Annotated in this window: 10 protein-coding genes and 1 tRNA gene; 6 read left to right on the forward strand and 5 right to left on the reverse strand. The window is 66.4% G+C overall.

The window, feature by feature from the left end:
• Positions 1–10: 10 nt before the first annotated feature.
• The gene (locus VUG52_RS21660; protein ID WP_050703955.1) at positions 11–448 is read right to left on the reverse strand and encodes a hypothetical protein; all 438 of its coding nucleotides are present in this window, start codon (positions 446–448) and stop codon (positions 11–13) included.
• A 212-nt stretch (positions 449–660) separates the two neighbouring features.
• On the opposite strand from VUG52_RS21660, the gene VUG52_RS21665 reads away from it, so the two are divergent.
• From VUG52_RS21665 to VUG52_RS21690, 6 genes are all read left to right on the forward strand, one after another.
• On the forward strand, positions 661–2151 hold the full coding sequence (locus tag VUG52_RS21665) for a sensor domain-containing diguanylate cyclase (RefSeq protein WP_050703954.1): 1491 nt from the start codon (positions 661–663) through the stop codon (positions 2149–2151).
• Positions 2144–2365, forward strand: a complete 222-nt coding sequence (locus VUG52_RS21670) for a cysteine-rich CWC family protein (protein ID WP_050703953.1) — start codon at positions 2144–2146, stop codon at positions 2363–2365. The genes VUG52_RS21665 and VUG52_RS21670 overlap by 8 nt, the downstream gene beginning before the upstream one ends.
• Before the next feature lie 34 nt (positions 2366–2399).
• Positions 2400–3092: a pseudouridine synthase gene (locus VUG52_RS21675; protein ID WP_050703952.1), complete on the forward strand. Its 693-nt coding sequence runs from the start codon at positions 2400–2402 to the stop codon at positions 3090–3092.
• Between the two features lie 379 nt (positions 3093–3471).
• The gene (locus tag VUG52_RS21680; RefSeq protein ID WP_050703951.1) at positions 3472–4356 is read left to right on the forward strand and encodes an alpha/beta fold hydrolase; all 885 of its coding nucleotides are present in this window, start codon (positions 3472–3474) and stop codon (positions 4354–4356) included.
• Between the two features lie 115 nt (positions 4357–4471).
• Positions 4472–4545: transfer RNA gene (locus VUG52_RS21685), tRNA-Gly, on the forward strand.
• A gap of 188 nt (positions 4546–4733) precedes the next feature.
• Entirely contained in the window at positions 4734–6434 is a 1701-nt protein-coding gene (locus VUG52_RS21690) for a SulP family inorganic anion transporter (protein ID WP_050703950.1), read from the forward strand.
• Between the two features lie 115 nt (positions 6435–6549).
• On the opposite strand, the gene VUG52_RS21695 is transcribed toward VUG52_RS21690, so the two are convergent.
• The 4 genes from VUG52_RS21695 to VUG52_RS21710 form a co-directional block, all read right to left on the reverse strand.
• On the reverse strand, positions 6550–8145 hold the full coding sequence (locus VUG52_RS21695) for an alpha/beta hydrolase (RefSeq protein ID WP_262974226.1): 1596 nt from the start codon (positions 8143–8145) through the stop codon (positions 6550–6552).
• Positions 8146–8152: 7 nt separating this feature from the next.
• The gene (locus VUG52_RS21700; RefSeq protein ID WP_050703949.1) at positions 8153–10516 is read right to left on the reverse strand and encodes a TonB-dependent receptor; all 2364 of its coding nucleotides are present in this window, start codon (positions 10514–10516) and stop codon (positions 8153–8155) included.
• A gap of 80 nt (positions 10517–10596) precedes the next feature.
• Positions 10597–11559, reverse strand: coding sequence for a FecR family protein (locus tag VUG52_RS21705; protein WP_050703948.1), 963 nt, complete (start codon positions 11557–11559; stop codon positions 10597–10599).
• On the reverse strand, positions 11552–12088 hold the full coding sequence (locus VUG52_RS21710) for an RNA polymerase sigma factor (RefSeq protein WP_050703947.1): 537 nt from the start codon (positions 12086–12088) through the stop codon (positions 11552–11554). Before VUG52_RS21710 ends, VUG52_RS21705 begins: the two co-directional genes overlap by 8 nt.
• Positions 12089–12189 lie beyond the last annotated feature (101 nt).

Here is a 12189-nt window from a genome sequence, read left to right on the forward strand (position 1 = left end):
CAGTGCCCTGTCAACGCGACCAGCTCCGCTCGCCACCCCGGCCCCCATCGGGTCGACGGTCGCGGTTGCCCTGCCCGTTGGAATGCCAGCGATCGCCCCGGCGATCGTCATTGCGGTAGTCGTGGCGGTCGCGGTCCCGACCGTAGTCGTAGCGCTGGCGGTTGCCATAGTCGTAACGCGGATTCCCGTGCCAGCGCGGTTGCATGCCGGGCGCTGGATAAGGTCGGTACTGCGGCACCGGCGCCGGCCTGTAGTAACGCGGCGCTGGCTGGTAGTAGTAGCGGGTCTGCGGTACCACGTAATAGCGGTCCTGACGGTAGTAGCCTGGGTAAACGTAGCGATCGCTGGTGTAGTAGTCGCTGCGGTAGTAGCCGCCGCTCTCGTAGTATGGGGCGCAGGCGGAGGTCAGCAGTCCGAGCAGGACGACGAGCAGGATTCGTGGGTACATGGCGGCCTCCTGGACCGCAGGGGTGCCCGGCACAGCGGCGCTGGCGGGCGTCGACGACAAGCTGTTGGTCGACACAGGATAAGACCGTCGCAACAAGGTTCAGTGCCATTTGCGCAACAAATTGAAACAGGTCCTATACCCCTGAAAAACATGCAGTCATTTTTCAGTCATCTCACTAGAATGTGGCCACCGGCACACCTCACGGGACGATCATGCCCTCGCCTTCCGCCCTGTTCTCGCAACGCTCGCTGATCTTCGCCCTGCTGCTGTTGCTGGCCGGCGGCTTCCTCGCCACCTCGCTGCTCGGCTACTACGCCTCGCGCGGGGCGATCCGCGACGGCATCATCAATACCGAGCTGCCGCTGACCTCCGACAGCGTCTACTCGGAGATCCAGAAAGACCTGATCCGCCCGGTGCTGATCGCCTCGATGATGGCCCAGGACACCTTCCTGCGCGACTGGGTGCTGGCCGGCGAGCAGGACACCGGGCGCATCACCCGCTACCTGGGCGCGGTGATGGGCAGCCAGGCCACCTGCACCAGCTTCTTCGTCTCCGACCGCAGCCTCACCTACTACCAGGCCAAGGGCGTGCTCAAGCAGGTGCGGGCCGACGCCTGGCGCGACGCCTGGTACTTTCGCCTGCGCCAGTCGAGCAAGCCCTACGAGATCAACGTCGACCTGGACATGGCCAACCAGGACAAGCTCACCGTGTTCATCAACCACCGGGTGCTCGATTACCAGCAGCGTTTCATCGGCGCCGCCGGCGTGGGTTTGAGCGTGGAGTCGGTGGTCCGCCTGATCGACGACTACCAACGGCGCTACCAGCGCTCGGTGCTGTTCGCCGACGCCCGGGGCAAGGTCCTGCTGACCGGCTCCGACGGCGGCCCTCATGGCCTGCGCGCCGGACAGCAACTGGCCGATAGCAGCCAGTGGCAGGACCTGCTGGCACGCATGCCGACACCGGCCAGCGGCAGCCACGAGTACACCGACAACGACGGCCACAGCCACTTCCTCAACGTGCGCCTGCTGCCGGAACTGGAGTGGTACCTGCTGGTGGACAAGCGCGAAACCGGCGCCCTGGACCGCATCCGCCAGTCGCTGTACCTGAACCTGGCGATCTGCGCCATGATCACCCTGGTGGTCCTGTCGCTGCTCAACGCCATGATCAAGCGGCACCAGGACAACGCCGAAGCGCTGGCCACCCTCGACAGCCTCACCGGTCTGCCCAATCGCCGCAGCTTCGACCTGCTGGCCGGCCAGGCACTCATCGAAGCCCAGCGCGACAGCGCGCCGCTGGTCGCCCTGCTGATCGACCTCGACCACTTCAAGACCCTCAACGACACCCATGGCCACCTGGCCGGCGACGAAGTGCTACGCCAGTTCGCCAATGTGCTGCAGAGCAGCCTGCGCCAGTCCGATATACTGTGCCGCTGGGGTGGCGAGGAGTTCGTCGTGCTGCTGCGCGAAGCCGAAGGCCGCCAGGCCATCGAGGTGGCGGAAAAGATCCGCCGACGCACCGAGCAACTGACCTTCAGCCATGCCGACCAGCCACTGCGCCTGACCGTGAGCATCGGCCTGTCCGCCCTGCAGCGCGACGACAGCCTGCATAACCTGCTGACCCGCGCCGACCACGCGCTCTATCGTGCCAAACAAGGCGGACGCAACCGCGTCTGCAGCGAAATGCCCGGACCCGACCATGCCTGATCCTCAATGCTGCCCCGCCTGTGGCGCCCTCAACCAGTGCGGCCTGGCCGACCCGCGCAATGCCGCGCAAGGTTGCTGGTGCTTCGACGTGGCCATCGACCCGGCGCTGATCGAGGCCCTGCCTGCCGAACTGCGCGACAAGGCCTGCCTGTGCCCGCGCTGCGCGCAGGTGGACGAGCAGCTCAAGGCAGCACCAGCGCGCACGATCCGCTAGACTGCGCGCCGATTTCCCGCAAGCGACCCGTCCCATGCGCCTCGACCGATTCCTCGGCAACCTGCCCTGCTACAACCGCCAGCAAGTGCGCCTGCTGCTGGCGCAGCGGCGCGTGAGCGTGGACGGCCTGCCGACCGGCGACCCGCTGCTGGAGGTGCGCGAGTTCAACCGCGTCGAGGTCGACGGGCAGGTGCTCCAGGCCGGGCGTCCAGCGCGCTACCTGATGCTGCACAAGCCCGCCGGGTGCGTCAGCGCCACCCAGGACCCGCAGCACCGCACCGTGCTCGACCTTCTGCCGGCAGCGCTGCGCGATGACCTGCACATCGCCGGGCGCCTGGACTACAACACCACCGGGCTGATGATCCTGACCAACGATGGCCAGTGGTCTCGGCGCCTGACCCAGCCACGGACCAAGCAGCCCAAGACCTATCTGGTGCACACCGAGGACGAAATCGGTGCACATTACATCGATCGGTTCCGCGAAGGGTTCTACTTCGCCTTCGAAGACCTCACCACCCTGCCCGCGCAGCTGGACATCCTCGGCCCGCGCAGCGCGCGCCTGGCCATCGTCGAGGGCCGCTATCACCAGGTGAAGCGGATGTTCGGGCACTTCCAGAACAAGGTGGTGGGGCTGCACCGGGAAAGCATGGGGTCAATCACACTGGACCCGATATTGCATCCGGGAGAGTTCAGGGCGCTGACCGCCGAGGAAATCGCCTCGGTCTGAGCGGACCCGCCATTCGGCGGTTTCCCACGAAAGATTGCCCCAACGGCACTTGCGCGATCCCGCCCTCCCTGCTTGACTGCTAACTCGTCGGTCTGCATGTGACTCATCGGTCACAACCGCAGTCCAAGACGCCCTTTACCGGCCACCCGGGGTCTCGATGCCCTGGGGCACGGTAATCGCCCGCACAACAATACCGTCGTCTACAAGCGTCAAGGATCGACACAAGGGCCCACCGGTTTCAGTTCCAGGCGAATGCCTACCTGTCATAAAGCACGTGCACCCTAATGGCCTGTCCGGTCGATTCGGCGCCTAGCCCGCCTGCCGATCGCACACGCCACCAGGTGACGCGAATACCCTTTTTGCGCCAGGAGTCGATGACATGAGGCCAGAAATCGCTGTACTTGATATCCAAGGGCAGTACCGGGTTTACACGGAGTTCCATCGCGCGGAAGGCGCCGAGAAGACGATCATCCTGATCAATGGCTCATTGGCCACCACGGCGTCCTTTGCACAGACAGTGCGCAACCTGCACCCACAGTTCAACGTGGTGCTGTACGACCAGCCGTACGCCGGCAAGTCCAAACCCCACAACCGCCATGAACGGCTGCTGACCAAGGAAGCCGAGGCACACATCCTGCTCGAGCTGATCGAACACTTCCGTGCCGACCACGTGATGTCGTTCTCCTGGGGCGGCGCCTGCACCCTGCTGGCGCTGGCGCACCAGCCGCGGCTGGTGAAGAAGGCCATCGTCAGCTCGTTCTCGCCGGTGATCAACGAACCGATGCGCGACTACCTGGAGCGCGGTTGCCGGTACCTGGCCGCCTGCGACCGCTACCAGGTGGGCAACCTGGTCAACGACACCATCGGCAAGCACCTGCCGTCGCTGTTCAAGCGCTTCAACTACCGGCACGTCAGCAGCCTGGACAGCCACGAGTACGCGCAGATGCACTTCCACATCAACCAGGTGCTCGAACATGACCTGGAGCGGGCGCTGAAGGCCGCGCGCAACATCGACATCCCGGTGCTGTTCATCAACGGCGAACGCGACGAGTACACCACCGTCGAGGATGCCCGCCAGTTCAGCCGTCATGTCGGGCGCAGCCACTTCAGCGTGATCCAGGGCGCCGGCCACTTCCTGGACATGGAGCACAAGGCCGCCTGCGAGGACACCCGCAGCGCAATGCTCGGTTTCCTCAAGCCGGCGCTGCGCGAAACCCGCAACCGCTACACACAGGAAGCGGGGCAGCATGCACTGGCCATCTGAGCGCATCGGCGTCCTGTAGCCCTCGACCACCGCAGGCTACGGGCCGCCGACAGGCTTTTTTACAGCCTTGGGCTTCTCATTCGGGGAGGGTTCTGGTAAAAAGTCGTGCTTCGAAGCGGGTATAGTTTATTGGTAAAACTATAGCTTCCCAAGCTATTGAGGAGGGTTCGATTCCCTCTACCCGCTCCAACTCGCATTCCCTGCACGACGTTCCAACAACGTCGTCACTGTCTAAAGGAGCCTCGGCTCCTTTTTTCGTTTCCAGCGTTCCTTTCTTGATCTGGCCCATGGCCAGCGCCGCGCCGATTGGCTTGAATGCCCAGTGATTCGCGGCGCATAACCGCTACGCTTTCTGAAACATTTCCAAAGGACTGCGCATGTTTCTCTCCCGCTGGCTACCGGGCCTGGCCAACCTGCTGCACTACCGCCGCGAGTGGTTCCACGCTGACCTGCAGGCCGGCCTGTCGGTGGCCGCGATCCAGATCCCCATCGCCATCGCCTATGCGCAGATCGTCGGCCTGCCACCGCAGTACGGTCTGTACGCCTGCGTGCTGCCGATGATGGTCTATGCCCTGATCGGCAGCTCACGCCAGTTGATGGTCGGCCCGGACGCCGCCACCTGCGCCATGATCGGCGGAGCCGTGGCGCCACTGGCCATGGGCGACCCGCACCGCATCGCCGAACTGTCGGTGATCGTCACCGTGCTGGTGGGCGTGATGCTGATCGCCGCCGGGGTGGCCCGGGCCGGCTTCATCGCCAGCTTCTTCTCGCGGCCGATCCTCATCGGCTACCTCAACGGCATTGGCCTGAGCCTGCTCGCCGGGCAGTTGTCGAAGGTAGTGGGCTTCAAGATCGAAGGCGACGGGTTCATCCTCAGTCTGATCAACTTCCTCCAGCGCCTGGGCGAAATCCACTGGCTGACCCTGGCCATCGGCCTGGCCGGGTTGGGCCTGCTGATCTGGCTGCCGCGACGCTACCCGCGACTGCCGGCGGCACTGGTGACCGTGGTGGTGTTCACCGCCCTGGCCGGGCTGTTCGGTCTTGACCATTACGGGGTAGCGATCCTCGGCCCGGTGCCGGCGGGCATCCCGGAGCTGGCCTGGCCGCAGAGCAGCCTGGCGGAAACCAAGAGCCTGCTGCGCGATGCCCTGGGTATCGCCACCATCAGCTTCTGCAGCGCCATGCTCACCGCCCGCAGCTTCGCCGCCCGCCACGGCTACGCGATCAACGCCAACCACGAGTTCCTCGCCCTGGGCGTGAGCAACCTGGCCGCCGGCATATCCCAGGGCTTTGCCATCAGCGGCGCCGACTCGCGCACCGCGGTCAACGACATGGTCGGCGGCAAGAGCCAGCTGGTGGGCATCATCGCCGCCCTGGTGATCGCCCTGATCCTGCTGTTCTTCACCGCGCCCATGGCCTGGATTCCCCAGGCCGCGCTGGGCGCGGTGCTGCTGATGGCCGGCTGGGGGCTGATCGACGTGAAGTCGCTCAAGACCATCCGCAAGCTCAGCCGCTTCGAGTTCTGGCTGTGCCTGCTGACCACGGTCGGCGTGCTCGGCCTGGGCGTGTTGCCGGGCATCGTGTTCGCCGTGACCCTGGCCATCCTGCGCCTGCTCTACAGCATCTACCAGCCCACCGACGCCGTGCTGGGCTGGGTGCCAGGCATCGAGGGCCAGGTGGACGTGCGCCAGCACAAGGACGCCCGCACCGTGCCAGGCCTTGTGGTGTACCGCTTCGACGACGCGATCCTGTTCTTCAATGCCGACTACTTCAAGATGCGCCTGCTCGAAGCCGTGCAGGGCGTGGAGAAACCACAGGTGGTGCTGTTTGACGCCGAAGCCGTGACCAGCATCGACGTCAGTGGCGTGGCGGCCCTGCGCGAAGTGCGCGACACCCTCGCCGCCCAGGGCATCCACTTCGCCATCGCCCGCGCCCGTGGCACCTTCCTGCGCATGCTGGTGCGTTCCGGGATGGCGCGGGAGATGGAGGACAAGCTGCTGTTCGGCTCGGTACGGGCGGGGATTCGGGCGTATCGGGTGTGGCGTAACAGGGTTCGGCGGGAGGGAGAGGCGGATTGAGGGAAACCCATTTGGGCGAGTAGGTGCCTGGCGATAGCCTTGCACCGCCTACAAGATCGAGCGCCGCGCGGGCGGCGCTCGATCTTGTAGGCGCAGAGGATCCATCGCCAAACGCTTACGGCACACAAGCCCGCGCAACAGCCTGTGTCCCCTGCCCAAGCAAGCTGATCAACCCACAGGGCAGGCTCCCCCGCCACTGCAGGTAGTCATGGCCGGCAGGAAACTCCACCTGTTCCACCCGGTACCCCTTGGCCAGCAGCACATCGCGCAGATGGCGGTTGGTGTCGAGGATCCTCGGTCCCTCGAACAGTCCCGCCTGCAGGTAGAACCGCAACGGCTGACGCGGTGCCTTGACGTACTCGCGGGTCAACCAGCCAGGTTCGTCGCCGGCCATCGGCCACCAGTAGGAACCGGACATGCTCAGCACATTGCCGAACAGCTCCGGATGCCTGAGGCCCATGTAGGCCGACGCCAGGCCGCCGTAACTGGACCCCGCGACCACGGTGCGCGCAGCCGGCGCCGCCAATCCCTGGCGGCTGGCCCAGGGCATCAGTTCTTCGGCCATGAACCGTGCGAACAATGGGTTGGGCGGCAACTCCCGCTCGCGACTTTCGCTGCTGGGGTTGGCGATGATCAGTGCCGCGGTGGGTGGGATCAGGCCGTCGGCCATCAGGTTGTCGAGTATCGTCGGGGTCGGCACCTGGCGGGTGTAGGCATGGGCATCGAACAGCACCAGCAAGGCCTGGTCGGCCTTGCCCAGGCGCCAGCCCGCCGGGCGGTAGAGGTAGATATCGCGCTCGTTGCCCAGCACCTCGCTGGCCAGGCGCTTGCGCTCCAGGCTGCCACGGGCCACCCCGGCACGCTCGGCCACCCATGGCTGGGGCGCCGCATCCGCAAGCTCCAGCCGTGAGCGCGACAACCAGGCATCGCCGCTGGCGTCGGCGAAGGTATTCGGGTTGAGCGGGTCGCGCCGGGTGCTGGCGAGGATCACCCGACGGTCATCGGACACCGGCACATCCGGTGCCATCTGGTAACTCAGGCGGGTGGCCGCGGGCACCTCGAAGCTGTGGAACCAGACATCACTCGCGCCCAGCCGGGACAGCGGTTCGTGATTGCCTGTGGGGGCGCCGAACATCCGCACGTTGTCCCGCGCCCCACGCCAGAGGAAGGTGACCAGGCGCTTGCCGGGTTGCCCGGGGACGGCCTCGACCAAGGGCGTTCCCTCACTGGCACGGGCCTGCCAGAACACATCGGTAGCGCCTCCAGTTGCCAGGTGCTGCTGCAGGGCGAGCAAGGTCGGGCTGCCAAGGGGCGCGGGCGTACGGCGTTGCTCGCCGACAGGCAGGACCTGCTCCAGACTCAGGCTGAAGCGCGCCGCCGGGCGGATCGCCAGGGGTTCGGCGCGCACCGCGTAGCGACCGTCCCGCGGCGCGACGAAGAGGAACTCGCGGGGCTGGTCCAGGCCGTCGATCAGCAGGCGCAACGGCCCCCCTTTGGCGTCCAGCAGGCGCAGGCTGACATCACCGTCGACCCGGCCCCGCACCAGATCCCCGGCCTTGAGGGCCAACTGCCAGACGGGCGGATGCGCAGCATCAACCTGACCGGCGACCGGCTTTCCTACCTCGAGATCGGCGGGCGCGGCCGCCAAGGCCGCATTCGAGCAGAGCGCGGCCAGCAGCCATGCACCGCTCAGGCGCTTGAATCGCTGCATGCTCACCTCAGAAGTCGACGCTGGCGGAGAGTTTGAGCGTGCGCGGTTCGCTGACGGTGGCGTAGCCATCGTTGAACACCCCGGCCCAATAGGCGCGGTTCTCGACGTTCTCCAGACTGGCGCGCAGGGTCACCTCCCTGCTCAGCACCTTGGTCGCGTAGCGGGCGCCGAGGTCGTAGCGGGTCCACTGTGGGATCTTCAACTGGTTGGCGGAATCGAGGTACTGGGAGCTGCTGTGGATACCCAAGGCGGTCAAGGTCAGGCCCTCGACCCCAGGCAGGTCCCACTCGGCGCCAAGGTTGGCAGACCAGGCCGGCACGCCGCGGGCGGTGTTGCCGTCCATGGCGCCATTGGCGGTCTTGCTCAGCACGGCGCGGGTGTAGGTCACGCCACCGAGCAGGCGCACGCTGGGGACGACTTCGCCGAACAGCGTCCACTCCACGCCACGGTTGCGCTGCTCGCCGTCATCGTTGTAGCGATTGCTGGGCTTGTCGTAGATCATGCTGGGCTTGTCGATCTGGAACACCGCCAGCGTGTGGGTGAAGTCGCCCAGGTCCCATTTCACCCCGGCCTCCATCTGCTTGGCGACATACGGCGCGAACTGCTCGCCGTAGTTGGCGGCCTTCTGGTCGGTGACCATGCCGCCCTGGGTCAGGCCCTCGATGTAGTTGGCATACAACGACACCGGCGCGTCCCAGGGCTTGAACACGATACCCACGGCCGGGGTCAGCTTTTGCTCGTCGTACGAAGGGTTGCTCATCTTCTGCCGCACACGCTGGGAGCGGACCCCGAGGGTGAGCAGCACACGCTCGTCCATGAAGCCCAGGGTATCGGCCACGGCAAAGCTCGACAGGGTGTTGTCGCCGGTCTTGGTGCTGCTGCCGTGGTCGCCGGCGATGATCGCCTTGCCCGGGTGGTAGATGTTGGTGGGGTACTTGGCTCCGGTGACCGTCGGCGCACGACCGATATCCTGGTGCAGCAAGGTGGTGCTGAGCACCATCTGGTGGCTGACCGGGCCGGTCATGAAGTTGCCGCGCAGACCGGCCTCGGTGGACAGGCTGTGGGTGTATCCGGCCTGGTTGTAGGTTTCCCCCTTGGCCGTGCCGTCGGCCTTGTTCACCACCACCCGGGTGCCGTTGAGAAAGCCGTCGTAGCGCGTGCGGGCGCCACCGACGCTGGCGTAGGCGGTCCAGCTGTCATCCAGCTGGTACTCGCCACGCACCACCACGGCCTTGCTGATCTGCCGGGCGTGGATGCCTTCAAGGATGTTGGTGTCCGGCTTGGGTGCACGGGTTACATGATTGAGGCCACTGAAACCGGCCATCATCGGGCTGCCGTTCTCCAGTTTCTCGTGGTTTTCGTAGGCATCCAGTTCGAGCTTGAAATCATCGCCACGGTAATCCAGGGCCAGTGCCGCCAGGGTGCGGTCCTTGGACTGTTCGTCGACGCCCGTGTCGCCGCTGCCATAGACGCCATTGAAACGAATGCCGAAGCGGCCATCGGCGAAACGCCGGCCGACATCGACATGCTCGGCGACATAGCCATCGGACACGTAGCTGGTGGTCAGGCGGGTCAACGGCGCATCACCGGCACGCTTTGGCACCAGGTTGACCACCCCGCCCACGCCACCGTTGGGCGCCATGCCATTGAGCAGCGCGCCCGGCCCCTTGAGCACCTCGACGCGCTCGAGGAATTCGGTCGGTACGTGACCATCGGGCGCCAGGCCGTAGAGCCCCCCCAGCGCCAGCTCGGTGGAGTCCAGGGCATAGCCACGGATCATGAAGTTCTCGTAGGCATGCCCTTCACCGGTACTGAAGCGGATCGACGGGTCATTGCGCAACACCGCGCCGACCGTGCCGCTCTGCTGGTTCTCGATGGTCTTGGCGGTGTAGGCGGTGACGCTGAAGGGGGTGTCCATCAGGTCGCGGTTGCCCAGCATGCCGATGCGCGCGCCCCGGGCCACCTGGCCACCGCTGTAGCTTTCCGGCAGGTCGCTGTTGAAGCCCGAGGCATTGACCGTGGTCGCCCCCAGGGTCAGGGCCCCCTGGTCGGTCGGGCCGCGCAGGATGATCACACCGTTTTCTTCCACCGCCACCAGGTCGCTGCCGGCCAGCAGCTGGCGCAGGGCCTGCAGCACCGTGTAGCGGCCCTGCAAGGCTGGCGCGCTGCGCCCGGCCAGTACACGGCTGTCGGCGGCGATCGCCACCCCCGACTCATGGGCCAGGGCATGCACCGTGGCCTCCAGCGACTGACCCGGCAGGTCGAGGTTCAGCGGCGGGCTGTCGGCCAGGGCCAGGCCGCTGCCGCCGAGGGCGCAGGCCATGGCCAGGCGCCGCAGGGTGCCGGGGAAGCGGGAGGTGAAAAGCGACATGATCGGTCCTTGCAGGAGGTGGGTTCACTGCTGATGACGCGGCAGCGGCGGTTTACCCCTCAAAACAATTTCGCGGGATTTCAGCGCGGTGCGACCAGGCGCTGCGCCCCCTGTTCCAGCAGCCTGACCGGCAGGATCCCCGGCAACGCTTCGAGCAACACCTCGGGGCGGTCGCTCGGGAAACTGCCCGTCAAGCGCAGGTTGGCCACCCCCGGATCGACCCGGACGGTCCGCCCGACATAGGCATTGAGCTCGCCGATCACCTCGACCAGCGGCTGGTCGGTGAACGACCACCATCCCCGCTGCCAGTGCGCCAGGTCCGGGCCGAACCGGCCACCGCTACGCAAGCTGCCCAGCCGTCCCTGGCCATCCAGGCAGATGCGTTCGCCGGCCTGCAGCACCTGCTCGCCTCCCTGCAGGTCGCGCACCTGGACCCGTCCCCTGGCCACCGCCACCTGGACCCGGTCGCCACGGTTGCTGACCGTGAAGGCGGTGCCCAGCACCTGCACCACGCCCAGGCGCGTGCTGATCAGGAACGGTCGCCACAGCTCATGGGCGACATCGAAGAACACGTTGCCGTGCAGCAGAAGGACCTGGCGCTGGCCATGATCGAAACGCACGCGCAGGTTGCTTTCGGCCGCCACCAGCAACTGGCTGCCATCGGGCAGTGCCAGGGCCTGCGGCACCTGCGCGTGGGCCGTCTGCAGGTCGTGGTGGAGCGGCGCGGTGCGCTTGTACATCCAGCCCAGCCAGCCACCTGCGGCCAGCAGCACGGCCAGCGCGCCGCCCTGGCGCAGCACCCGCCGACGACCGACATCGCAGGCCTGCGGTTGCAACGCGCCACGCAGTTGCGGCGCGAGGCGGTGAACCATCTGCCAGCGCTGCTCGGCTTCCAGCCAGGCGCGCTCATGCTCAACGCTGCGCCCGCGCCAGCGCTGCGCCAGGCCGTGAGTCTTGCGCACGCGTTCCGGATCGTCCCCTTGCAGCGCCGCCAGGTAGACCAGCGCCTGCTGCACCTTGCGCGGCGCGGCCGGCTCAGTCATGACGGCTCGCCAGGCGCAGCTCGGACAGGTCGAAGACCGCCCGGGCGATATGCAGCTCGACCGACTTGGCCGACAGCGCCAGGGCCTCGCACACCTCTCGATGACTGTAGCCGTGCAGGCGCACGCGGACGAACACCTCGCGACGCAGCCTGGGCATGCGTTCGATGCGGGCGATCAGGTGCTGCAGCTGTTCGCGCGCGATCATGATCTCTTCCACGCTGGGGCTGAGCCGATCGGCCCGCGCCAGCCAGTCTTCCAGCGCCGCCAGTTCGGTGCTGCGCCGGCGGTACTGGTCGATGCACAGGTTGCGCGCCGCCTGGAACAACAAGGCACGGGCATTGATCACCGGTGCGTTGAGCGCATGGGCATAAGCCTGGGCGAAGCTGGACTGGGCAATGTCGGCGGCGTCGTCAGGATTGCGCAGCCGCCCGCAGAGGTAGCGGCGCAGATCGCTGTAATGGGCGAGCAGATCGTCGACGGCCGCCTTGAGGGCCGGCCGGGCGCGCCAAACGCTGGAAAGGGAGGTCATTGCGGATGTGGCGAGGGCCGTTAATAGGAATCCCTATCATTCTCACACATGTCATTCGGCCATCGCTAGTGTCCTGTCTCGGGAATACGTTCTCTTTTGGC

This window comes from Pseudomonas sp. LH21, from assembly GCF_036549575.1.
Classification (GTDB): domain Bacteria; phylum Pseudomonadota; class Gammaproteobacteria; order Pseudomonadales; family Pseudomonadaceae; genus Aquipseudomonas; species Aquipseudomonas peradeniyensis.

Bases quoted from the DNA above. Each gene is read 5' to 3' on its own strand.
- VUG52_RS21700 (WP_050703949.1), bottom strand. From the start codon at position 10,516: ATGTCGCTTTTCACCTCCCGCTTCCCCGGCACCCTGCGGCGCCTGGCC.
- VUG52_RS21665 (WP_050703954.1), top strand. From the start codon at position 661: ATGCCCTCGCCTTCCGCCCTGTTCTCGCAACGCTCGCTGATCTTCGCC.
- VUG52_RS21690 (WP_050703950.1), top strand. From the start codon at position 4,734: ATGTTTCTCTCCCGCTGGCTACCGGGCCTGGCCAACCTGCTGCACTAC.
- VUG52_RS21680 (WP_050703951.1), top strand. From the start codon at position 3,472: ATGAGGCCAGAAATCGCTGTACTTGATATCCAAGGGCAGTACCGGGTT.
- VUG52_RS21675 (WP_050703952.1), top strand. From the start codon at position 2,400: ATGCGCCTCGACCGATTCCTCGGCAACCTGCCCTGCTACAACCGCCAG.
- VUG52_RS21705 (WP_050703948.1), bottom strand. From the start codon at position 11,559: ATGACTGAGCCGGCCGCGCCGCGCAAGGTGCAGCAGGCGCTGGTCTAC.
- VUG52_RS21660 (WP_050703955.1), bottom strand. From the start codon at position 448: ATGTACCCACGAATCCTGCTCGTCGTCCTGCTCGGACTGCTGACCTCC.
- VUG52_RS21670 (WP_050703953.1), top strand. From the start codon at position 2,144: ATGCCTGATCCTCAATGCTGCCCCGCCTGTGGCGCCCTCAACCAGTGC.
- VUG52_RS21695 (WP_262974226.1), bottom strand. From the start codon at position 8,145: ATGCAGCGATTCAAGCGCCTGAGCGGTGCATGGCTGCTGGCCGCGCTC.
- VUG52_RS21710 (WP_050703947.1), bottom strand. From the start codon at position 12,088: ATGACCTCCCTTTCCAGCGTTTGGCGCGCCCGGCCGGCCCTCAAGGCG.